Annotated in this window: 19 protein-coding genes; 7 read left to right on the forward strand and 12 right to left on the reverse strand. The window is 71.8% G+C overall.

What is annotated here, in order from left to right; translation table 11 throughout:
- Positions 1 to 73 precede the first annotated feature (73 nt).
- Positions 74 to 1,159 (reverse strand): magnesium and cobalt transport protein CorA, encoded by a 1,086-nt coding sequence (locus ACH34T_RS07455; RefSeq protein WP_395991236.1) that lies wholly within the window; start codon positions 1,157 to 1,159, stop codon positions 74 to 76.
- A gap of 402 nt (positions 1,160 to 1,561) precedes the next feature.
- On the opposite strand from ACH34T_RS07455, the gene purD reads away from it, so the two are divergent.
- The 5 genes from purD to ACH34T_RS07480 all read left to right on the forward strand — a co-directional run bounded on the left by purD (position 1,562) and on the right by ACH34T_RS07480 (position 8,669).
- A complete protein-coding gene (gene purD, locus ACH34T_RS07460) occupies positions 1,562 to 2,815 on the forward strand; it encodes a phosphoribosylamine--glycine ligase (protein ID WP_395991237.1) in 1,254 nt (417 codons plus the stop codon).
- Positions 2,816 to 2,867: 52 nt separating this feature from the next.
- Entirely contained in the window at positions 2,868 to 4,178 is a 1,311-nt protein-coding gene (gene purB, locus ACH34T_RS07465) for an adenylosuccinate lyase (protein ID WP_395991238.1), read from the forward strand.
- 60 nt (positions 4,179 to 4,238) lie between these two features.
- Positions 4,239 to 5,048 (forward strand): MOSC domain-containing protein, encoded by an 810-nt coding sequence (locus tag ACH34T_RS07470; protein WP_395991239.1) that lies wholly within the window; start codon positions 4,239 to 4,241, stop codon positions 5,046 to 5,048.
- A 229-nt stretch (positions 5,049 to 5,277) separates the two neighbouring features.
- Entirely contained in the window at positions 5,278 to 6,564 is a 1,287-nt protein-coding gene (murA, locus tag ACH34T_RS07475; protein WP_395991389.1) for a UDP-N-acetylglucosamine 1-carboxyvinyltransferase, read from the forward strand.
- 773 nt (positions 6,565 to 7,337) lie between these two features.
- Positions 7,338 to 8,669: a transcriptional regulator gene (locus ACH34T_RS07480; RefSeq protein ID WP_395991240.1), complete on the forward strand. Its 1,332-nt coding sequence runs from the start codon at positions 7,338 to 7,340 to the stop codon at positions 8,667 to 8,669.
- 142 nt (positions 8,670 to 8,811) lie between these two features.
- On the opposite strand, the gene hisC is transcribed toward ACH34T_RS07480, so the two are convergent.
- From hisC to ACH34T_RS07515, 7 genes are all read right to left on the reverse strand, one after another.
- A complete protein-coding gene (gene hisC / locus ACH34T_RS07485; RefSeq protein ID WP_395991241.1) occupies positions 8,812 to 9,891 on the reverse strand; it encodes a histidinol-phosphate transaminase in 1,080 nt (359 codons plus the stop codon).
- Positions 9,892 to 9,939: 48 nt separating this feature from the next.
- Entirely contained in the window at positions 9,940 to 10,233 is a 294-nt protein-coding gene (locus tag ACH34T_RS07490; RefSeq protein ID WP_395991242.1) for a DUF6401 family natural product biosynthesis protein, read from the reverse strand.
- Positions 10,234 to 10,306: 73 nt separating this feature from the next.
- Entirely contained in the window at positions 10,307 to 10,996 is a 690-nt protein-coding gene (locus ACH34T_RS07495; RefSeq protein ID WP_395991243.1) for an NrtR DNA-binding winged helix domain-containing protein, read from the reverse strand.
- A 96-nt stretch (positions 10,997 to 11,092) separates the two neighbouring features.
- On the reverse strand, positions 11,093 to 12,472 hold the full coding sequence (locus ACH34T_RS07500) for a flotillin family protein (protein ID WP_395991244.1): 1,380 nt from the start codon (positions 12,470 to 12,472) through the stop codon (positions 11,093 to 11,095).
- A 139-nt stretch (positions 12,473 to 12,611) separates the two neighbouring features.
- Entirely contained in the window at positions 12,612 to 12,794 is a 183-nt protein-coding gene (locus ACH34T_RS07505; protein ID WP_395991245.1) for a hypothetical protein, read from the reverse strand.
- A 349-nt stretch (positions 12,795 to 13,143) separates the two neighbouring features.
- A complete protein-coding gene (locus ACH34T_RS07510; RefSeq protein ID WP_395991246.1) occupies positions 13,144 to 13,833 on the reverse strand; it encodes a hypothetical protein in 690 nt (229 codons plus the stop codon).
- A 117-nt stretch (positions 13,834 to 13,950) separates the two neighbouring features.
- Positions 13,951 to 14,622, reverse strand: coding sequence for a lysophospholipid acyltransferase family protein (locus tag ACH34T_RS07515; protein WP_395991247.1), 672 nt, complete (start codon positions 14,620 to 14,622; stop codon positions 13,951 to 13,953).
- Positions 14,623 to 15,029: 407 nt separating this feature from the next.
- On the opposite strand from ACH34T_RS07515, the gene ACH34T_RS07520 reads away from it, so the two are divergent.
- A complete protein-coding gene (locus tag ACH34T_RS07520; protein WP_395991248.1) occupies positions 15,030 to 15,380 on the forward strand; it encodes an STAS domain-containing protein in 351 nt (116 codons plus the stop codon).
- A gap of 54 nt (positions 15,381 to 15,434) precedes the next feature.
- Here the strand turns inward: ACH34T_RS07520 and ACH34T_RS07525 are convergent, their stop codons facing one another.
- The 4 genes from ACH34T_RS07525 to ACH34T_RS07540 all read right to left on the reverse strand — a co-directional run bounded on the left by ACH34T_RS07525 (position 15,435) and on the right by ACH34T_RS07540 (position 21,334).
- Positions 15,435 to 16,271 carry a glutamate ABC transporter substrate-binding protein gene (locus ACH34T_RS07525; RefSeq protein WP_395991249.1) on the reverse strand — a complete coding sequence of 279 codons (837 nt, stop codon included), beginning with the start codon at positions 16,269 to 16,271 and terminating at the stop codon, positions 15,435 to 15,437.
- A gap of 11 nt (positions 16,272 to 16,282) precedes the next feature.
- Positions 16,283 to 17,854 carry a hypothetical protein gene (locus ACH34T_RS07530; RefSeq protein ID WP_395991250.1) on the reverse strand — a complete coding sequence of 524 codons (1,572 nt, stop codon included), beginning with the start codon at positions 17,852 to 17,854 and terminating at the stop codon, positions 16,283 to 16,285.
- Positions 17,851 to 19,218, reverse strand: a complete 1,368-nt coding sequence (locus tag ACH34T_RS07535) for a VWA domain-containing protein (RefSeq protein WP_395991251.1) — start codon at positions 19,216 to 19,218, stop codon at positions 17,851 to 17,853. Before ACH34T_RS07535 ends, ACH34T_RS07530 begins: the two co-directional genes overlap by 4 nt.
- A 79-nt stretch (positions 19,219 to 19,297) precedes the next feature.
- Entirely contained in the window at positions 19,298 to 21,334 is a 2,037-nt protein-coding gene (locus ACH34T_RS07540; protein WP_395991252.1) for a tetratricopeptide repeat protein, read from the reverse strand.
- Here ACH34T_RS07540 and ACH34T_RS07545 point away from each other — a divergent pair.
- Complete coding sequence (locus tag ACH34T_RS07545; protein WP_395991396.1) at positions 21,270 to 21,608, forward strand: hypothetical protein; 339 nt, start codon at positions 21,270 to 21,272, stop codon at positions 21,606 to 21,608. The two genes, ACH34T_RS07540 and ACH34T_RS07545, sit on opposite strands and share 65 nt — an antisense overlap.
- Positions 21,609 to 21,799 lie beyond the last annotated feature (191 nt).

Raw genomic sequence — 21,799 nt, forward strand, 5'->3', positions numbered from 1 at the left:
GGTCGCCCCCCGATGGACAAAGAGACCCGTGCCGCGCAGCCGGGGGGATTGGGGGGTCGCTCCCCCCAAAAGATCACAACCAGCCGTTGCGGCGGAAGCCTCGGTGGAGCGAGAAACAGGCCATCGCGATGACGCAGAGGATCATGGGGTAGCCGTAGCGCCAGCGGAGTTCGGGCATGACGTCGAAGTTCATCCCGTAGATGCCCGCGATGGCGGTGGGGACCATGAAGATGGCGCCCCAGGCGGAGATCTTCCGCATGTCCTTGTTGTCGGCGACGGTGACCTGCGTCATGTGGGCCTGCAGGATCGGGTTCAGGAGCTCGTCGTACGCCTCGACCTGCTCGCGGACGCGGGTGAGGTGGTCCTCGACGTCGCGCAGGTACTCCTTGATCTCGGCGGGCACGAAGCGGCGCCCCGTCAGGTGGCGCAGCGGGCCGGCGAGCGGGCCGACGGCGCGCTTGAGCTGGATGACCTCGCGCTTGAGGCGGTAGATGCTGCGGGACTCGTCGGTGCGCTCCGGGGAGAAGACGGCCTCCTCGACCTCGTCGATGTCCTCCATGACGGCCTCGGCGACGGAGACGTAGCCGTCCACGACGCGGTCGGCGACGGCGTGCAGGACGGCGGCCGGGCCGAGCGCGAGGCGCGCCGGGTCCTTCTCCAGGTCGCCGCGGACGGGGCCGAGCGCGCCGTGCGCGCCGTGCCGGACGGTGACGACGAAGTCGGGCCCGCAGAAGATCATGATCTCGCCGGTCTCGACGATCTCGGCGCCGCCCGGGCCGCTGGACACGTACCCGACGGTCTTCATGACGACGAAGTGCACGTCGTCGTAGCGCTCCAGCTTGGGGCGCTGATGGGCGTTGATGGCGTCCTCGACGGCGAGCGGGTGCAGGCCGAAGACCTCGGCCAGCTCGGTGAGCTCGGCGGCGGACGGCTCGTGCAGGCCGACCCAGACGAAGCCCGCGCTGTCGCCGTCGGCGGTGAGGCGTCCATCCCGGATGAGGCGGACGGCGTCGGCGACGGTGCCGGTCGAGGCGCGGTGCCCGTCGATGTAGGCGGCCCAGTCGATGACGGCGGAGTCTCGGTGCGGGGCCTGGACGCCGCCGGGACGGCCACGCGTCTTGAACAGTGCGCGGCCGGGGCGGACTCGTGTCATGGCCATGAGGGGCTCCTAACCCGCCGGCCACGCGCGCTGTGGCGCGCTCAACCCAGGCCGGTCAGCGAAGGGAGCGCGCGGGAGCGGTGGCCGGACGCCAGAGGGAGGCGGACGGTCGGACAGTCCTGCCCGGACTGTGAGGGTTTTCCGGCGAACTGCAAGGATCACCAGGACTCATCCCGACCACCTCCTTTCACACGTCTCACCGCAAGCGGTCAAGCCGGTGGAAGCTTACCAGCCGACATTTAGGACGCCGCCCGCATCGGCGAGGTTCACACGCGACCGATGTGACGGCCGCCTCAGCCCGTCCCCGTGAGGCGACAGCCCGCGCCCGTGAGGCGACGGCCGCCTCAGCCCTCGTCCGTAGGGTGACGGCCGTCTCGGCTGGTGCCAGTAAGCTCGCGTGGCGTGCGAGTACTCGTCCTTGGATCGGGTGGCCGCGAGCATGCGCTCGCCCGCGCCCTGCACCGCGACCCTGCCGTCACCGCCCTCCACTGCGCCCCGGGCAACCCGGGCACGGCCGGGATCGCGGACAACCACCAGCTCGACCCGACCGATCCGACGGCCGTGACCGAGCTGGCGGGACGGCTCCGCGTCGAGCTCGTGGTGGTCGGGCCGGAGGCCGTGCTGGTCGCGGGCGTCGGCGACGCGCTCCGGAAGACGGGTATCCCGTGCTTCGGGCCGGATCGCGCGGCCGCGCGGATCGAGGCGTCCAAGGCGTTCGCGAAGGAAATCATGGCGGAGGCCGGGGTGCCGACCGCCGACGCGCGCGTCTGCGACACGACCATGCAGGTGGAGGAGGCGCTCGACGCGTTCGGCCCGCCCTACGTGGTGAAGGACGACGGGCTCGCGGCCGGGAAGGGCGTCGTCGTCACCGAGGACAGGGCGGCCGCGGCCCGGCACGCCGCCGGATGCGAGCGGGTGGTGATCGAGGAGTTCCTGGACGGCCCCGAGGTCTCCGTGTTCGCGCTGTGCGACGGCGAGAACGCCGTCCCGCTGCTGGCCGCGCAGGACTTCAAGCGCGCCTACGACGGCGACGCGGGCCCCAACACGGGCGGGATGGGCGCGTACACGCCGCTTCCGTGGACGCCGCCGGGGTTCGTGGACGAGGTCATGTCCACGGTCGTCCAGCCCGCGGTGGACGAGCTGCGCCGCCGCGAGACGCCGTACGTCGGCGTCCTGTACGCGGGGCTTTCGCTGACGTCCAAGGGCGTGCGGGTGGTGGAGTTCAACGCGCGCTTCGGCGACCCGGAGACGCAGGTCGTCCTGGACAGGCTGGCCACCTCGATCGGGAAGCTGCTCCAGGCGTGCGCGCTCGGCGGGCTCGACCCGGCGTTCCGGCCCGAGTGGCGGCCGGGGGCGGCGGTCACGGTCGTCGTGGCGGCGGAGGGGTATCCGGCGGCACCGGTGAAGGGCGACGAGATCACCGGCCTTGACGAGGCGTCCGCGGTCGCGGGCGCGTACGTCCTGCACGCGGGCACCAGGGTGGACGCGGACGGACGGCTCGTCGCGTCGGGCGGGCGCGTCCTCAACGTCGTCGGCACCGGCGCCGACCTGGGCGGCGCCCGCGACGCCGCCTATGCGGCGGTCTCGAAGATCGGCCTGCGCGGCTCCCACCACCGGGCCGACATCGCGCTCAAGGCCGTCAGGGCCCAGGCCTGACACCCGACGCCCCGGCCGGGCGGCGGACGGCGCGACCTGGGACAATCGTCGGGTGATCGAACGGTACACGCTTCCGGAAATGGGACGCGTCTGGAGCGACGCGCACAAGTACGAGCTGTGGTGCCAGGTCGAGACCCTGGTGGTCGAGGCCCACGCCGAGGCCGGGACGATCCCGCCGGAGGTGGTCGAGCCGGTCCGGAACGCGCCGCCGCCGACGCCGGAGGCGGTGCACGCGATCGAGGCGGTCACGCAGCACGACGTGATCGCGTTCCTGTCGGCGTGGGCGGACAACACCGAGCCGCGCGAGGCGGCGCGGTTCGTCCACTTCGGGATGACGTCGTCCGACCTGCTGGACACGGCGCTGGCGCTGCAGCTCGTCGAGGCCACCGACATCCTCCTCGCCAAGGCCGACGCGCTCGTCGCGACGCTGCGCGACCACGCGCTGGCGCACCGGGCGACGCTCCGGGTCGGACGGACGCACGGCATCCACGGCGAGCCCGACGTGTGGGGCCACCGCGTCGCCGACTTCGCGTTCGCCATGGCCCGCTCGCGCGACCGGCTGCGGCGCGCGCGCGAGGCCGTCGGGGTGATGGCGATCTCGGGCGCGGTCGGGACGTACTCCAACATCGACCCGGCCGTCGAGCTGCACGTCGCGCGCAAGCTCGGCCTCCGGACCGCGGACGTGTCGACGCAGGTCGTCATGCGGGACGGCATCAGCGAATGGGTGTCGGCGCTGGCGATCACGGCGACGGTGTGCGAGGCGGTCGCGCTGGAGGTCAGGCACGGGCAGCGGACGGAGGTCCGCGAGCTGTGGGAGCCGTTCGGGAAGGGCCAGAAGGGCTCGTCGGCGATGCCGCACAAGAAGAACCCGATCATCTCGGAGCGGCTCGCGGGGATGGCGCGGATCGTGCGGGCGCAGGTCGTCCCGGTCCTGGAGGGCATTCCGCTGTGGCACGAGCGGGACATCTCGCATTCGTCCACGGAGCGGATCGCGCTGCCGGACGCGTCCGTCGCCCTCGACTACATGCTGAACCTGACGAACCGCCTCATGTCCGGGCTCGTCGTGGACGAGGCGCAAATGAAGGCGAATCTCGAATCGACCGGCGGCCTCATCTACACCTCGACCGTGCTGCTCGAACTGGTCGAGGCCGGGATGTCGCGCGACGACGAGGCGTACCCGCTCGTCCAGAAGGCCGCGATGGAAACGTGGGAGAGCGGCGTCCCGTTCCGCGAGACGCTGCGCAAGCGCGCCGCCGAAGCGGGCCTGAAACTGGACGAAGCGCGCTTGGACGAAGTGTGCCGCCCCGAACGCTTCGTCGAGCGGCTCAGCCCCGTCTTCGACCGCCTGGCCGCTCTCCAATAGACCGCTGCTCTCCAGTAACCGCCGCTCTCCAGTAACCGATCCAGCCCACCGGGAGGGACCTTGACGGCGACGCTCGTCGAACTCAACGCCTACCCACTCAAGGGCGGCGGCGGAACCAGCCTGCGCAGTGCGGAATTGACCGCCCGGGGTCTGCCGTTCGATCGCGAGTTCATGCTCATCACGCCCGAGGGACGATTCATGTCGCAGCGGGATCTCGCGGAAATGGCGTTGCTGCGTCCGTCCTACGACGGCGAGATCCTCACGGTGAACGCTCCGGGCGCCGCCGCACCGCTCGTCCACAAGGCGCTGGACGACGGCGAGGTCCTGGACGTGACCGTCCAGCGGAAGGAGGCGCAGGGCGTCGACCAGGGCGATGAGGCGGCAGGGTGGTTCGCGTCCGTCCTCGGCCATGACTGCCGGCTGGTGCGCTTCACCGGGCACCGGCCCACGCGCCACGGCGGCGGCGAGGTGATGTTCGCCGACGGCTACCCGCTGCTGCTCATCTCCGCCGAGTCGCTCGCCGACCTCAACGCGCGCCTGGACGAGCCGCTCCCCATGAACCGGTTCCGGCCCAGCCTCGTCGTCGAGGGGCTCGGCGCGTTCGGCGAGGACGACGCGCGCCTGCTGCGCATCGGTGAGACGGTCATCGAGGTCGTCCGGCCGTGCAGCCGCTGCGTCGTCACGACCACCGACCAGGAGACCGGCGAGCGCGGCCGCGAACCGCTGCGGACGCTCGCCACCTACCGCACCCGCGACCGCGGCATCCAGTTCGGCCAGAACTGCGTGCCCCGCCGTCTCGGCGCGCTCACGCTCGGCGACCCGGTCGAGGTCATCGAATCCGGTGCGGGCCGACCGGGCCGACCCGCCTGATCTCGGTCTTTTACCTCGCCGCGAGCAGGGAACACTGAACTTTTCCCGGCCCGCCGGCATCCCAACGGACAGACTGATGCCCACGTGGCGCGGGCCGGGCACGACACACCCGTCCCGATGGTTTACTGGGGTCGCGTTGGCGCAGAAGGGGGACCGTTCGGCGCGCTCGGCCCTCGTGCTCCCACTTGCAGGAACTATCCGCACCGAGAAGGAGTAAGGCGGCATGAGCATGGGCCACGAGGTTCGTTATCGCGTGCGCGGCGGCCGGCGGCTGCACGGCACCGTCTTCGTCCAGGGCGCCAAGAACGCCGTCCTGCCGATGATCGGCGCCTCGCTGATGGCCTGCAAGGGCCGGACCGTCCTGCGCAACGTCCCGATCATCGAGGACGTCCGCCGCGCGGTGGAACTCGCCAGGGCCGTGGGAGCGAAGGCCGAGCTGCACGAGACCGAGCGCACGCTGGTGATCGACGCGTCGTCGCTGAGCAGCCCGGTGCTGCCCGCCGACATCGCGTCCCGGTTCCGCGGCTCGTTCCTGTTCGTCCCGGCGCTGCTGCACCGGCTCGGCGAGGCGGTCATCGAGGGCGTAGGCGGCTGCAACCTCGGCAGCCGCAACCTCGACTTCCACTACAACGGCTTCAAGCGGATGGGCGCGACGGTCACCGAGCACGTGGCCGACAACGGCGACGGCATCATCCACATCAAGGCCGGCGACCTGCGCGGCGGGACGCTCTACTGCGACACGCCCTCGCACACCGGCACCGAGAACCTGATCATGGCGGCGGCGCTCGCCCGCGGCACCACGCTGATCAAGAACGCGGCGCTGGAGCCCGAGGTGCTCGACAACATCGCGATCCTCCAGGCCATGGGCGCGAGGATCAGCGGCGGCGGCACCGGGTTCGTCACCGTCGAGGGCGTGGACGAGCTGACCGCCGTCGAGCACACCGTGATGCCCGACCGGATCGACGCGGGCGTGTTCGTGATGGCCGCCGCGATCACCGGCGGCGACCTGAACCTCGTCGGCGCCACGCTGGAGCACCTCGGCGTCGCGGCCGACAAGCTGGAGCAGATGGGCGTCGAGTTCCACCAGCAGGGCGCGGTGCTCCAGGTCCGCCGCGACCGGACGCTCCGTCCGATCAACGTCATCACCGACGAGTACCCGGGCTTCGCCACCGACCTCCAGTCGCCCCTCATGGCGCTGTCGTGCCTGGCCGAGGGCCCGTCCTACATCTACGAGCGGATCTTCGACGGCCGGTTCAAGCTGGCCGACGAGCTCGGCAAGATGGGCGCGCACATCGAGGTGGACGGCAACCGCGCCAAGGTGAACGGCCCGCGCGGCCTGCGCGGCGCCGAGGTCGAGGCCCACGACCTGCGCTGCGGCAGCGCCCTCGTCCTCGCCGGGCTCGCCGCCGAGGGCGAGACCACGATCACCTCCGCCTACTACCTGGACCGCGGCCACGCGCACACCGCCGAGCGCCTCTCGCAGCTCGGCGCCGAGATCGTCCGCGAGGCCGACTAACCCTCGCCGAAGGCGGGATGAGGGCGGTGCGGAACCGCCGCCCAAGGCGGGACGGCCGAATGTGGCCCCGTCCTGACCAACTCGGGAGTAGCACCTGACGGATCGTGTAACGCCGGGCCGAGAAATGGTGAGCGGTGCGTAACCGGACGCTCACACACGGCTCGGCGGCCACGACTCGGCGGTGTGACCCACGACTCACTGAGCTGGGAAGAAACCTATGGAACGGTCCCGTTCGGACGGACCGTAACCCGGTAGAAAATCACCGGCCCGCGCGTGCGGACCATCCGTAACGGATCACTCGTCTTTCCGGCCCGACCGGCATCGGGACGGACGGGTTTCGGCCTTGCGTAAACCAAACCCGCACCTTGCGGGTCTCTCCTGTGCACAACAGCGTCAGAGCAGGCGTCCCCGGATGATTTCGGGTCTTGTTTTTCAACTTCGGACGACCGAAGATGCAGGATCAAGGCTGGCCGAATGGTGACAAATTACTGACTAGGGGGTCCCGTAGGTTACTTTTTCGCCGCACTCTTGATTCGATTTCGGGTCTGAGCGTCACACAACGTCGCCCCGGTCCGATCTGCCCACGAGAAGGCTCCTCCGCTTCAAAGGCGGCGGGCGGGGTCAAGGGAAGCCGAATCGCACGGGAACCGCGGTGCACGGGTCAGAAGGCAGGGGCGACATGCCATGAGTCAACGGTTGGGCGGAGCGTGCGCGAACGCGTGGTCGGGGCCGGACCCCCGCCGAGAGGATGGACCGGAAGCGAGCGATCATCGATGACGGCCGCACGAACGGGGTCGGTCACCCCCGACCTCACGATCGGCGTCGTGGGCCCCCATGACCTGGTCGAAAGGGTCATGCTGATGGGCCACGGCCCCACGCCGGTACCGAGCCGGCTGGTGGCCGCCGCCTACCGAGACGAGCAGGAGGCCGCCGACAAGGTCGTGCGGCTCGGGTCGGGCGTGGACGTGTGCCTCTTCGCCAGCCCCGTCCCCTACGACTTCGCGCGAAAAGCGGGCGTCCTCACCATGCCCGCCACCTACGTCCCGCTGAACGGCGCCGCGTTGCAGGGCGCGTTACTGCGGGCCTCGCTCGACGAGCGCTTCGACCCGTCCAGGGTGAGCATCGACGTGCTCGGCCGCGCCGAGGTCGAGGAGGCGTACTCCGAGATCAGCCTCGGCACCGAGCAGGTCCACCTGCGCGAGGAGTCCGCCGGGCCCGGCACGCTCGCCGCGTTCCACGAGCGGCTGTGGCGGCGCGGCGCGACGACCGTCGCGATGACCTGCGTGCACGCCACCGCCGAGCGGATGGAGATGGCGGGCGTCCCGACCATCAGGGTCCGCCCGACCGGCGCCGCGATCCGCAGCTCCCTGCAGACCGCCGCGCTGCTCGGCGCCCATCACCGGCTGGAGGAGTCGCAGCTCGTCGTCGTGCTCGTCGACGTCCCGACCCTGCGCGAGACGCCCCGCCGCGTCACCCCGCGCTACTGGCGCGACGAGCTGAAACTCGCCCTGCACCGCGTCCTCCTCCAGGAGGCGCACCGGATGAACGCGTCCGTCTGGCCGCTGGACGACCACAGCTACCTCGTCATCGCGACGCGCGGGTCCGTCACCTCGTCCACCGAGGGGTTCAGGACGCCGCCGTTCGTCGAACGCGTCCGCGAGGAACTCGGCCTCGCCATCGAGGTCGGCATCGGCATGGGCCGCACCGCGCACGAGGCGGAGAACCACGCCCGCGCCGCCCTCGCCCGTTCCCAGAGCTCCCAGCGCGCGCAGGGCTTCGCCCTCGACCGCGACGGGCGCGCCCTCGTCCCCGCCCCGCGCACCCCGCCGCGCACGCAGCCGCAGGCCAAGCCGAAGGGCCTCGAAATCCTGGCGCGCCTCGCCGACAAGCTCGGCGACCAGGAGCAGCCGCTGATCGTCGACGCGGAGAACGCCGGCAAGATGCTCGGCGTCACCCCGCGCACCGCCCGCCGCCTGCTCCGCACCCTCGTCGAGGAGGGCCTCGCCTGGCCGCTCCCGCCGAACCGGACGCCGCAGCCCGGCCGTCCCCGCCAGCTCTACCGCCTCATCGTCGAGAAACTGGGCCCCACGGCCAAGACCAGCTGACGAGGGCGACGCGCCGTGCCCCCGGACGCACACGCGTCCGGGGGCATGCCGCCTTGTTCAGCTCGACCGCCGGCTCAGCTCGACCGCCGGCTCAGCTCGACCGCCGGTTCAGCTCGGCCGCCGGTTCAGCTCGGCCGCCGGTTCAGTTGCGGTGCGGGAAGGACTTGGCGACGGCGAGGAACGCGTCGTTCTCCTCCGGGGAGCCGATCGAGACGCGGGCGCCCTCCCCGGGGAACGGCCTCACGCTCACCCCCTGCGCGTCGCAGGCCTCGGAGAACTCCATCGTCCGGACGCCGAGGCGCAGCCAGACGAAGTTGGCCTCCGTCGGCGGGACCGTCCAGCCGTCGGCGAGCAGCGCGTCCCGGACGCGGTCGCGCTCCTTGACCGTCCCCTCGACGCGCTCCAGCAGTTCGTCCGTCGCCGCCAGGGACGCGATGCCCGCGGCCTGCGCGACCGAGTTCACGCTGAACGGCAGGAACGTCTTGCGGATCGCCCCCGCCACCAGCGGATGCGCGATGAGGAACCCGATCCGGAGGCCGGCGAGCCCGTACGCCTTGGAGAACGTCCGCAGGATCGCCAGGTTCGGGCGGTCGCCGTACAGGGTGAGGCCGTCCGGGACCTCGTCGTCGCGGACGTACTCGCGGTACGCCTCGTCCAGCACCACCAGGCAGTCGGACGGGACCCGGTCAAGGAACCTCTCGATCTCCGCCCGCCGGACGATCGTGCCCGTCGGGTTGTTCGGGTTGCAGAGGAAGACCAGCCGCGTCCGGTCGCTGAGCGCGCCCGCCATCGCGGTCAGGTCGTGCGCCTCGTCCCGCAGCGGCACCTGCACGGCCGTCGCGCCCGACAGCGACACCAGCAGCGGGTACGCCTCGAACGACCGCCACGCGTACACCACCTCCGCGCCCGGCTCCGCGACCGCCTCCAGCAGCATCTGCGTCATCCCGACGGAGCCGCAGCCCACCGCGACGTGATCGGCCGGGACGCCGCAGAACGCCGCGATCGCCTCCGTCAGCGCGGTCGCGTTGTTGTCGGGGTACCGGTTGATGTTCCGCGCCGCCTCCCCGATCGCGTCCACGACCGACGGGAGCGGCCCGTGCGGCGACTCGTTGGACGACAGCTTGAACGAGCGGCCCTCGGGCGACACCACGACCTTGCCCGGCTTGTAGGCCACGAACCGGTCGAGGACGGAGCGGAAGCGCGGAGTGGTTGCCTCGGACACCGTTGTCCTCCAGATAGCGAGCAGTGCACAGGGGTGATGATCCCCAGCCTACGCAGCGTCCCGCATCATCCAGCAAACGGCCACGATCCGGACGAACTCCCAGTCCCGGGTGTCATCCGGCCACCAGCCGCGGTTGAACGCCCTCTCGGCGAAATTGTGCAGGTATCCCATCAGCTCGTCCTCGCCTGGCGTCTCGCCCGGCGCGCCGAGTTCCTCCCGGAGGCCCGCGACATGCTGGTCGACGGCCGCCGCCAGTCCCGGCGATCCGGCCATCTCCGCGACGCCGGCGTCCCCGATGTCCCGGACGAGCAGGCTGAGCATTTCGGACGACTCACCGTTCATAGCCAGCGAAAATAGCAACCGTCCCGCGATGCCCGCGACATCACCACAGGTCACGCTCTGTCACCAGACGGGGTCAGGAAGCGAGGCTGCGGCCGCGGGGGCGGAGCATCGGCGGGCGGAGCTGCTCGGCGTCCCCGCGCCGGTACAGCCGGGCCGGGCGGCCGCCGTCCCGGGTCGTGGTCTGCTCGGTCGGGATGAGGAACCGGTCCGCGCCGGTGACCTTCCGGTGGAAGTTCCGCGGGTCCAGGCTCTTCCCCCAGACGATCTCGTAGACGCGGCGCAGTTCGGCGACGGTGAATTCCGGTGGGCAGAACGCGGCGGCCAGCGACGTGTACTCCAGCTTCGCCCGCGCCCGCTCCATCCCGTCGCACAGGATCCGGCGGTGGTCGAACGCGGCCCTGTCCTGGTGGACGAGCTCGTCCACGGCCGTCCACAGCACCTGCGCGCGGCTGGACGCCGGCAGATCGGGCGCCAGCCCCAGGTACGCGACGCTCACCACCCGCTGCCGGGGGTCGCGGTCCGGATACCCGTAGGTGGCGAGCTGCTCCAGGTGGATCCGGACGTCCGCGAGCCCCGCCCGCTCCGCCATCAGCCGCGACGCCGCTGCCGGCAGGTCCTCGTCCAGCTGGATGAACCCGCCGGGCAGCGACCAGGCCCCGAGATACGGGTCCCGGTCGCGGCGCCACCGCAGCGCGCACAGCCGCTGCTCCCGCACGGTGAGCACGACGAGATCGACGGAGACTGCAAGCCGCGGGACGGACATGCGGGAAGTCTATTGGGGGCACGGCGCCCGCCCAGGCGGACACGAGAAGGCCCGGCACGGTGGCCGGGCCTCGCATGCTGGTCAGGGGGACGCGCGTCAGTCGTCTTCCTTTTCCTTGGGCTCCTTGAGGTCCTTGATCTCCTTGGGCGCCTCCGCCGGAACCGTCGCGGGGGCGGACGGCCCGTGACCGTTCTGGACGTTGCCGTCCTGGACGTTCAGGTTGCTGAGGAGCTGGCGGGCGACCCCGAGGCCGGTGCCGCCGAGCGTGAGCGCCTTGGCGAGCATGTCCTCGACGCCCTGCGCGCCGTTCAGCACGATCATGTTGTCGACGTTGGAGAACACCCCGGCGCCGGCCTCGACGATCTGCGGCCACTGCTCGGCGAGCTGCTGCGCGATGACGGCGTCGGTGTTCTTGGCCAGCGCCTCCGCGCGGGCCTTGATCGCCTCGGCCTCGGCGAGGCCCCGCTGGCGGGTCGCGTGGGCCTCGGCCTCACCGAGCAGCCGGGTCGCCTCCGCCTGCCGCTGCGCCCGCAGCTGGATCTCCGTCGCCGCGGCCTGGGCCTGTGCGATGCGCTCCTCGCGCTCCGCCTCGGCCAGCTTGACCTGCTCGTACGCGCGGGCGTCTGCGGGCTTGCGGATCTCGCTCTCCAGCCGCTTCTCCGTCCGCTCCGCCTCCAGCTCGGCGTTGCGGGTCTCCCTGGTGATGACCTCCTGGCGGGCCTGCTGCGCGGCCTGCTGCACCTGGCCGTCGTACTCGGCCTTCTTCATCTCGGTGTCGCGGATGACCGCCGCGTTCTCCCGCTCGGTCTCCTGCTCCCGGACGGTGGCCTCCTGGTTGCGCTCGGCCTCCGCGATCCGGGCCGCGGACGCGACCCGCGCCGCGTGCGGACGGCCCAGGTTGCGGATGTAGCCGGTCTCGTCGTCGATCTCCTGTATCTGCAAGGAGTCCACGACCAGGCCGAGCTTGCTCATCTCGTCGGCCGCCGAGCCCCGGGTCTCGGACGTGAGCCGCTCGCGGTTGAGGATGAGGTCCTCGACGGTGAGGTTGCCGATGATCGAACGGAGGTGGCCGGTGAACAGCTCGTGGATGGCGCCGTCCATCGACTTCTGCTGCTCAAGGAACCGGCGGGCGGCGTTGGCGATCGAGACGAAGTCGTCCCCGACCTTGTAGATGACCACGCCGCGGACCTTGACCGGGATGCCCTGCTGCGTCACGCAGTTCACTTCGAGGTTGGAGGCGCGGCTGTCCAGGCGCAGCCGCCTGGACGTCTGGAAGCCGGGCATCACGGCGGTGCCCTTGCCCGTCACGATCTTGAATCCGAGGCTGTCCACGCCGTCGATCGGCTTGGACCTGGCGCCCAGCCCGGAAATGATCAGAGCCTCGTTCGGCTCGGCGACCCGCCAGACCAGCTTGAACAAGATGATCAACACGACGAGTGCGACGACGACGGCGATCACCACGGCGAGCACGGGCATACGGCCTCCTCTTCGGTTGTGGGCGGCCGGGCCCCCCGATCAGGCACGTCCGCGTTTCCCAATAGACGCAACGAGCGATCGTTTGGTTCGCCCCTGAATACGCCCCATTCTGGGAGAACGTCCGAGGGACCCCTCTCGCCTACTGCCCGAACGCGGCCGCCACGTACACCGTGCGCGGCGGGTGGTACTCGACCACGACGACGATCGTCCCCACGACGATCTCGTCACGCGGATCGACGGGATGCGCGTAGAACGCCTCGACCCCGCCCCGCACAGGGATCATGACCTCGCCGACCGTCCCGGGAGCGACCCTGCCGGTCACCCGGCCCTCCTTACCGATCAACGAGACTCCCTGGTCCGACCCGCCCGGAGCCGCTCTCCGCGCAACGTAACCCGAACGCTATCCGCAACCCCCCACCCCCCGCACCGCACGCCCCCCGGCAGGTTTGAACCTCCGCCGCCGGTCACGGGCAAACACGCGGAGCATGAACCCGAACCCCGGCAGATTGAACCGCAGCCGACGGTTACGGGCAGGCACGCGGAGCGAGCTCTGCGAGCGCAGCGGGCATGCCCGGCGCGCCGCGTCCCCGCAGCGCAGGGAGCGCCAGCGACCGGAGCGAGGAGACCCGTGCCGCGCAGCCGGGGGGTATGGGGGGTCGCCCCCCAATGAGCTAGGGCAGGATCTCGGTGGCTTGGGTGCGGGCGGCCTGGGCCAGGCGTTCGGCTTCGGTGCGGGTGGCGGTGGGGCCGAAGACGGTGATCGTGGCCAGGTAGTGGCGGCCGCGGAAGACGACGTACCAGGTGCGGGTGCGGGCGGCGCCGCTGACGGTGGCGACGCCGACGGTGCGGGAGCCCTCGCCGATCTCCCCCTTCGGCGTCTCGACGACGCGGTGGTCGGCCAGATGGGAGCCGATCTTGGTGCGGAACCGCAGGCAGCCGGCGGGGACGCGCGCGTTGACCTGCTTCTCGGCGTCCGCGGCGGGCATGCCCATCAGCGTCTCGGTGACGGTCAGGCCCTTCTTGGCGAAGGTGACGAGCGCGGCGGGGACGTCGGCGGCGACGGCGGCGCCGGGACGGGCCGTCCCGCAGCGGGGCTTGTCGAGCTCGGTCTCGCGCTGGAGCCTGGCGGCGTTCTGGACGGCCTTCAGCGTGCCGTACTCCCCGGCGTCCGGGTCGGCGGCGCGGCGGTAGCCGGGGGCATGGACGAGGAGCGCCTGGGCGAGCTGGTCGGCGGTGTAGCGGACGCCCGCGACCTCGGCGCGGGCGGTGCCGTGGACGGGACGGGCGCGTTCGCCGCCGCCGCACGCGGTGACCGCGGCGGACGCCGACAGCAGCACGATCGGGAGGAGCCTGCGGGCCATGGCGGCGACCCTAAGCGCAGAAGGGGCGAGTCGGAGCGGACGACACGCCTTCGGGACGAATCGCCTCCCTCACGGGCGCGGTCGGCGCGGGCGCAAGCGCGGTCGGCGCGGGCGCGGTCAGCCCTGTTCGGCGCGATCGTTGTACTCGGCCGCGTACTCCTGCCCGGACATCTTCTGGATCGTCTCGACGATCTCGTCGGTGATGGCGCGGCGGGCCTTGGCGGGCGGCAGGTCGCGGTAGTGCGAGAAGTCCATCGGGGGCCCGATCCGGACGGTGGGCCGGGGCCCGAACACGCGGGGCATGGACGCGCCGATCGGCTGGATCTTCTCCGTGCCCTCCAGCGCGACGGGCAGGACGCGGGCGCCGGACTCCAGGACGAGCCAGCCCACGCCGGTGCGGCCGCGGTAGAGCCGTCCGTCCGGGGAGCGGGTGCCCTCCGGGTAGATCGCGAACGCGCCGGCGTTCTCCAGCACTTCGGCGGCCTGCTCCAGCGACCCCATCGCGGCGCGCCTTGCGCCGCGCCGGACGGGCACGTGCCCGAGGTTGGTGAGGAACCAGCGGACGAAGCCCCGCTTGAGCCCGCCGCCCTCGAAGTAGGCGGCCTTGGCGATGTAGGTGACGGGGCGCGGGACGGCGAGCGGGATGATGAAGCTGTCGATGAACGACAGGTGGTTGCTCGCCACGATGAGCGGCCCGTAGCTCGGCACGTTCTCGCCGCCCACGACGCGCGGGCGGAAAATCAGCCAGAGGATCGGACGCACGACGCGCGTCATGAACGTGTAGAACACCCAGCCCTCCCGAATTCGCCCACCGCCACTGTAACGTCTGCACCGATCCGCCCCCGGGTCAGCGCCCGCCTTTCTTCGTGCGGGACCGGCCAGGAATTGCCCAACCGCTGGTCAAGCATGCCGTGCAGGGACTTATCCGCCATTCCTTACTATGTAGTAAGTTTCGCTTGAGTAAGTTATTGTGACGTTTCCCGGATGTCCCGGGACGCGGCGGGACGCTCCGGAAGGTCCCGTCGGGTAGTGTCTAGAGCGGGTACCGGACGGGCCGTCCAGGCGTGTAACGGTCCGGGGCGCGACCTGGCGACCTGGTCCTTTTCCCGGGAAGAGCTTGGATTGCGGGCACGGGTACGCAATCCTGAGGAGTCACCTGAGATGGCCGGGTCCGCCGGAGTGGGGCGTGAGGTGACATGGACTTCGACATCAATCTGATGCGCGACGACCGCTGCACCCTCGTACGTGTGCAGGGGGACATCGACGTCGTGTCCCGCACGCGCTTCGAGGAGGCGCTGTTCGAGGTCGTCGACTCCGGCGAGCCCATGGTCGTCGACATGCGCGAGGTCACGTTCTGCGACTCGACGGGCCTGAACGCGATCGTCGCCGCAAACCGCCGCGCCACCGAGCACGGCACCGTAGTCGCGCTGGTCGCGCTGCCGCCGCGCGTCCAGCGGGTCTTCCACATCACCGGGATCGACAAGTTCATCCCCATCTACGACACCCTCCGCGAGGCCCTCGGCGCCCTCCCGTCCTCAACCCGCTGATCACCGCCCCCCAGCCCCCAGCGCAACCCGGCAACGACCCCGACCGCAGGCAAATTAGGTGCAGCCTTCGAATTGGGGGACGCTGACGTTCAGTTTGAGGCCTGACTTGCCGAACCACTTGGTCAGCAGGCGCTGGGCCGTGCCGTCCTGGTACATGCGGGTGATGGCGCGGTTGACCTGCTCGCAGCCCTTCAGGTCGCCCTTCCTGAGGCCGACGCCGTACTTCTCGTCCGTGAACGGCGCGTTGATCATCCGTCCGGGGCGGCCGGCGGCGAACCCGGCGAGGATCAGGTCGTCGGTGGAGACGGCGTCGAGGCGGCCGGCGGCGAGCGCGTCCATGCAGGCGCCGTAGGTGTTCACGGTGACCGGCCGCGCGGCGACCTTGCGCTCCTCGATGACGCGGCGCCACGAGTTGGAGCCGGTCACCTCGCAGATCCGCTTGCCCTTCAGGTCGCGGACGTCCTTGATCGCGGCGGCGTCGGCGCGGACGAACGTGTCCTGGTGCGCGACGTAGTACGGGCCCGCGAACGTGACCGCCGTCTTGCGCTTGGCGGTGATCGAGTACGTCGCGACGATCATGTCGACGGCACCCTCGGCGAGGGCCTCCTCGCGGACGGACGAGTTCGTCGTCCGGAACGTCAGGCGGCTCTTCGGGACGCCGAGTTCGCCCGCGATGTAGGTGGCGACGTCGACGTCGAAGCCCTCGTAGGTGCCGTCCGGCCTCTTGACGCCCAGGGCCGGCTGGTCCTCCTTGACGCCGATGACCAGGGAGTCCTTCTTGGACATGCTCTCCTTCTCCGAGCCGCCCAGGCCGCATCCCGAGAGCCCGGCCATGGCGGCCAGGGCCGCGACGGCAGCCGTGGTGCGGCGGGTGCGGGGGGTGGCGCGCATGTTCGTCTCCTTCAGCGGAACTCGGCCAGCCGGGGACGGACCCCCGCGAGGATCAGCAGGGCGATGACGGCGGCGCCGGCGGCCGGGACGGCCGTCCAGCCGCGCAGCCCGCCGTCCGCGTCCTTGATCTCCTTGTCGAAGGCGTCCTGGTGGACGGCCGTCAGCGCGCCCAGCGCCTGGTCGTAGGCGCCGAAGTCGCTGATCGCGCCGGACGTGCGCCCCATCCGCACGTCGATGGCGCCAGCCCGGTTGCCGGTCGAGGCGAGCTGCCGCATCCTGGCGTCGTTGCGCAGGACGGTGCGGTACGCGTCGAGCGTCTTCCGCAGCGCGTCGGCCTCGCGGCCCTTCTCCATGCGGCGCGCCTCGTCCCCGAAGAAGCCGAGGAACGGGACGTCCTTCTGGCCGGGCTTGTAGGTGCCGAGCCGCTGCTCAAGGCCCGCGTAGTAGTTCTCCAGGTTCACGGGCTTGTCGCCGATGTCCGGGTGGATGACCGACAGCGACTTGTCGAGGTAGGTCTGCTCGTAGGTGTCGGCGCGTCCGGGGTCGAGGAGGTAGCGGCTCTCGTCGGCGAACGCGCTGTGGCTGATCGCGCGGGCCCTGGACAGCTGGAGGATCGAGTCGAAGCCGTCCTCCTTGGCCTTCCTGATGTGCCCGGCCTGGGCGGTGAGGAGGGCCGCGCCGACGCCGGTCAGCGCGAGCGCGGCGAGCGTCGCGAGGACGAGGGCCGGGTTCAGGACGCGGCGGAACGTCCGCGCCAGGTACAGCTGCGTCGCCAGCAGGAACAGCAGGACGATCACGCCCGTCACCGCGACCCAGGTGCGGCCCGCGAGCACCGCCGACCGCTTCGTCTCGTACGACTGCCGGACGTTCGCGCCCGTGTCGAGCGTGATGTTGTACGCCTTGGGCAGCAGTTGCAGCTTCATCAGGTCGGTCGCCTGCCGGTAGGCGTCGATGACGTCCGGCGGCAGCTCGCCCGGCGCGTGGGCGGCCTGCTCGTCCAGCTTCATGGCCTGCCCGACGAGGCGCTCGTACTTGCCGAGGCCGTCCAGGACCTCCTGGACGGTCCGGCGCAGGGCCGGGTCGCGTCCGGCGAGCTGCGCGGCCATCACCGCGGCCGCGTCCGCCTCCGCGCGGCGCCGCTCGTACACGCGGAGCGACTCGTCGTAGCCGATGCCGAGGCCGTGCTCGCGGCCGATCAGCAGGATGTTGGAGATCTGCGCGTCCATGTCGCTGAGCGCGAAGTACAGCGTGCTGGTCGCGACGACCTGCGGGCCCGCGTCGTGCCCGATCGTCTGGACGGAGTCGCGCGCGTTCCCGATCGCGATGTTCAGGACGACCAGCAGCGCGAGGATGGCGGCCAGGCACAGGGCGACGTGCGTGCCGATGCGGCCGGGGATCGTCCTGAGCCACCGGCCGCGGACGAACGTCGCCAGGCGGCCCCTGCGCTGCGGCGGCACGGAGTCGGCGGGCAGCGGCGGCGCGGGCGACGACGCCGGTGCGGGCGCGGGAGGACGCGCCGCCGGGGGACGGGACGCGGACGAGCCCGGCCGGACCGATGATCTGTGGGGCGGAGTCATCGTCATGGCGGGCCTTCCTGCGAGGACGAACGTTTTTCACCCGGCCCGTCAGCGGCGTCGCCGTGGCGGGTCCGTACCGTCCGGACGGAACGGGTGTCGAGCGACATCTCGTCCGCCTTGGACACGTCCCGCTTCAGCCGCACCGTGCCCCGCGCCGGGTCGATGACGTCCACCACCCGGTCCAGCAGGTCGGAGATCTGCTCGTTGCCGACCTCGCGGGCCAGCACCACGGCGCGTCCGAGCCTGGCCGTGGCCGTGTCCTCGTCGCCCTCGCGGCGTGCCTCCAGGCCCGACTGGATGGCGTCGGCGAGTTCCGACTGGCCGGTGTGGTGCGCGACGCGGCCGCTGATCCGCGTCGACCTGGTCTCGTCGTCCGTCCACTCGGCGAGGACGTTCCCGGACGCCAGCGCCGCGTCGCCCGCGAAGAGCTTCACCCATGCCGCCCGCATCTGCCGTCCCACGTCGCCGGGCTCGTCGACCTCGACGCACAGGTGGTACTCACGGCTCTCGTCGCCCCACGCGCCCAGCGGATAGTCGCCCGTCTGCATCCCGGACTCAACCCGCCTGCCGGTGAGGTCCTCCACGGCCGGGACCATCTGCTTGACGAACCGGAGCCGCGCGTGCCGCGGTGTCCACACGCGCAGCGACACGTCCGCGACCTCCTTGCCCATCGCGGCGCGCGTCATCGCCAGGAAGTCGGCCTCCAGGTCGGCCGGGTCGGGGACGTCCAGGAACCCGCCCAGCAGCGCCGAGGTGATCTTGCGGAGTTCGGCGACGTCCCAGTCGGTGCCGACGCCGCGCGCGTCGCAGAGGAAACGGCCGGTGCATACCCGCAGCGCGGCGTCCAGCTCCTCGGCGGACTCGTGCTGGTTCTTGCCGTCGGTCAGCAGGATGGCGTGCCGGACGGCGCCGTCGTAGCCGGTGAACAGCCGCTCGGCGAGGCGCAGCCAGGACCCGATCGCCGTCCCGCCGGCCGCTTCGAGGCGGGCGACCGCGAGCACGGCGTTCCGCCGGGACGTCTCGTCCGCCACGACGAGCCGCTCCCCCTGCGGGTAGATCATCCGGGGCCGGTTCGCGCCGGCGACCACCGCGAAGCGCACGCCGTCGCGCAGGACGTTCACCGCCGCCCGCGCCGCCCGCTTCGCCGCCGCCATCTTGCCCCGGTACGACATCGACCCCGAGGTGTCGATGAGGATGACCTCCGCGGCCGGCGCGCGTCTCCGCTCGGTCTCGTCGTCGTCTTCGCCAGTGGCTTCTTCGCCGGCGGACGAGTGCGCCTCGACCGTCACGATCGCGTGCATCTCCCGTCCGCCGGCCGGCAGGTACGGGTTCTGGTCCACGCGGATCGTGAACTCGGGGACGTCGCTCATCGGCCCGGCTCCCTGCTCGCTCCCGGCGGCCTGGCGATCATCGCCGCCGCGACGTTGTCGTGCCCGCCCGCGTCCATCGTCAGAACAGCGTCCTCGGGCGGACGGCGTTGGCGCGCCGCACCATCACGTGCCGGTGCTCCGCGCCGTCGGCGAGCTTGGCGAGGACGCGGTACGTCTCCTCAAGTTTCACGCGCAGGGACGGCTCGTCCAGCCCGGTGCCGAGGATCGGCCGGCGCACCCCGGCCGGCAGGGTGCGGCCCGTCCGGACCCAGGCGAGCGCCGCCTCCAGTACCTCCGCCGCGAACGTCGCGGCGCGTTCGGTGTCGAGGCGGAGGGACGCGAGCCGCCGCCCCGCCTCGATCAGGGTGGGAGCGCTCAGCTCGCCGGGACCGCGGCCCCGGACCGCGACGGCGACGGCCGCGAGCTGCGCGGCGAGATAGTGGCTGGAGATCCGGGGCACCGAGTCGAGGACGCGCTCGGCGGCGCCCCGGTCGCCGGTCGCCAGCCGGGTGCGGGCCAGGCCGAACGCGGCGCTCACATGCGTGGGATCGGTGCGCCAGACCGTCTCGTAGAAGCGGTCGGCCTGCGGGATCACGCCCATCAGCTCGTTGCAGAAGGCCAGCCCCAGCTTGGGCGCCTGCTCGCCGGGCGCGAGATCGTACAGGTCGTTGAAGACGGCGGCGGCGTCCCCGGCGCGCCCGTCCGCGAGGGCGCGGACGCCGCGGTACCAGTCGACGCGCCAGTCGTCGGGATCTTCGGCGGCGATCTCTTCGAGGAGGCGGTGGGCGCCGTCCAGATCGCCCACCTCGATCCGGACCCTGACCAGCGCCAGCCTGACCTCCCGCGACGCGACCGGCGCCGCGCTCAGCGCCGCCGCCAGGTCGCCCGGGTCGCGGGCGGTGAGCCCGGCGAGGAAAGCGGCCGCCGGGTCGGAGCCGTACACCAGCGGGACGGGCAGCGCCGCCGCAGCGGGCCCCGGCTCCAGCGGCGCGAGGATGGGCGGCGCGGCGGCGTCGGCGCCGTCCGTCCCGACGATCTCCGTGCCGGCCGTGTGCTGCTCGGGGCCGAACAGCGGCGACGCGGCGGGGCGCGGGCGTCCGTCCTCGGCCGACAGCACCTCCCGCAGGACGCCGGTGAGCTGCTCGGCCATCTCCGCGGCACTCTGGAAACGGCGCGCCGGGTCCGGGTGCGTGGCGCGGCGCAGCAGCCGGTGGTACGACTCGTGCCGCTGGAACAGCGGCACCTCCTCGCGGGGCGGCAGGCTGCGCAGATGCCGTCCCGTGTAGCCGCGGAACGGGAAGCTCAGCACCGCCAGCGTCCGGCCCACCGTGTACAGGTCGGACGTGATCGACGGGCCCCGCGAGCCGATCTCCGGGGCCTGGTAGCCCGGCGTCCCGAAGATCGGGCTGTCGACGTCGAACGCCCGCCGCACCCCGCCGAGGTCGATCAGCTTGAGCTGCTCCTCCGACTGGATCGCGTTGTCCGGCTTGAAGTCGCAGTACAGCAGCCCGACGCCGTGCAGGTACCCGAGCGCGCTCAGCACTTCGAGCCCGTACGCGATCACCTGGCCCAGCGGCAGCGCCGACTCGTCGCCGCGCTCGGCGCGGACGCTGAGCAGGATGTCCTTCAGCGACCGGCCGCCGACGTACTCCATCACGATGTAGCCGGAGTCGCCGTGCCGGACGAAGTTGTAGATCTTGACGATGTTGGGGTGCTCGACCTCGGCCAGGAACGCCCGCTCCGCCGTCGCGGCCGCCAGCGAGTCCGCGTCGCCCGTGTCGAGCAGCCCCTTCAGGACGACCCACCGGTCGCTGACATTGTGGTCGCGGGCCAGATACACCCAGCCGAGCCCGCCGTGCGCCAGGCACCCGAGCACCTCGTACTGCCCGCCGATCAGCTCGCCCGCGCGGAGCTTCGGCGTGAACGAGAACGGGTGCCCGCAGTGCCTGCAGAACCCCTCGGTGCGTCCGGGACGCCCGCCCCGGCTCCGTCCGACCTTCTCGTCGCACCGGCTGCAGTACCGCCGGTTCTCCGGCACCTCGGGCCGCTCCATGATCGCCGAAGCCGGGTCGCGGGCCGGGACCGGCGGCACCTCCACCAGCCCGGCGCCGAGCATCCCGCGCCTGGCCGAGCCGCTGGAACCCGTCGCGCGAGACCCGCCGCGCGACGCCGTCCGTCCGGACCCGACGCTCCTCGATCCGCTGCTCGCCGAACTTCCCGACGCCGAGCTCGGCCCCGTCCGTCCACTGGGCCCGGACGGAACGGACCCACCCGGCTGCCTCGTCGTAGGGGGCGCCACGGCGCTCTGCCGCGTCACCGGCGCCCCACCCAGCATCCCGTGCCCACCATGGGCGAAAGGCGAAGCGGCCCGCACATCCTGCGCCCCTTGAGCAGGGGGTGCGCCCTGGGCGGACTGCGTTGTTTGCGCGGTCTGCGCGGTCTCCCCGCCCCCGGCGGGACGCGCGGGCTGAGCGGGTTGGGACGGTTGTGCGGCCTCGGCGGATGGCGCGGGTTGAGCAGGCCGTGGGCCCGGGATGGGTTGCGCGGGCGGGGCCATGCCGCAGATATCGCAGAAGCCGTC

It is taken from the genome of Actinomadura sp. 9N215, from assembly GCF_044326345.1.
GTDB lineage: Bacteria > Actinomycetota > Actinomycetes > Streptosporangiales > Streptosporangiaceae > Spirillospora.

Bases quoted from the DNA above. Each gene is read 5' to 3' on its own strand.
- ACH34T_RS07455 (WP_395991236.1), bottom strand. From the start codon at position 1,159: ATGGCCATGACACGAGTCCGCCCCGGCCGCGCACTGTTCAAGACGCGT.
- murA (WP_395991389.1), top strand. From the start codon at position 5,278: ATGGGCCACGAGGTTCGTTATCGCGTGCGCGGCGGCCGGCGGCTGCAC.
- ACH34T_RS07480 (WP_395991240.1), top strand. From the start codon at position 7,338: ATGACGGCCGCACGAACGGGGTCGGTCACCCCCGACCTCACGATCGGC.
- ACH34T_RS07490 (WP_395991242.1), bottom strand. From the start codon at position 10,233: ATGAACGGTGAGTCGTCCGAAATGCTCAGCCTGCTCGTCCGGGACATC.
- ACH34T_RS07495 (WP_395991243.1), bottom strand. From the start codon at position 10,996: ATGTCCGTCCCGCGGCTTGCAGTCTCCGTCGATCTCGTCGTGCTCACC.
- ACH34T_RS07500 (WP_395991244.1), bottom strand. From the start codon at position 12,472: ATGCCCGTGCTCGCCGTGGTGATCGCCGTCGTCGTCGCACTCGTCGTG.
- ACH34T_RS07510 (WP_395991246.1), bottom strand. From the start codon at position 13,833: ATGGCCCGCAGGCTCCTCCCGATCGTGCTGCTGTCGGCGTCCGCCGCG.
- ACH34T_RS07520 (WP_395991248.1), top strand. From the start codon at position 15,030: ATGGACTTCGACATCAATCTGATGCGCGACGACCGCTGCACCCTCGTA.
- ACH34T_RS07525 (WP_395991249.1), bottom strand. From the start codon at position 16,271: ATGCGCGCCACCCCCCGCACCCGCCGCACCACGGCTGCCGTCGCGGCC.
- ACH34T_RS07530 (WP_395991250.1), bottom strand. From the start codon at position 17,854: ATGACGATGACTCCGCCCCACAGATCATCGGTCCGGCCGGGCTCGTCC.
- ACH34T_RS07535 (WP_395991251.1), bottom strand. From the start codon at position 19,218: ATGAGCGACGTCCCCGAGTTCACGATCCGCGTGGACCAGAACCCGTAC.
- ACH34T_RS07545 (WP_395991396.1), top strand. From the start codon at position 21,270: ATGATCGCCGAAGCCGGGTCGCGGGCCGGGACCGGCGGCACCTCCACC.
- ACH34T_RS07540 (WP_395991252.1), bottom strand. From the start codon at position 21,334: ATGCTCGGCGCCGGGCTGGTGGAGGTGCCGCCGGTCCCGGCCCGCGAC.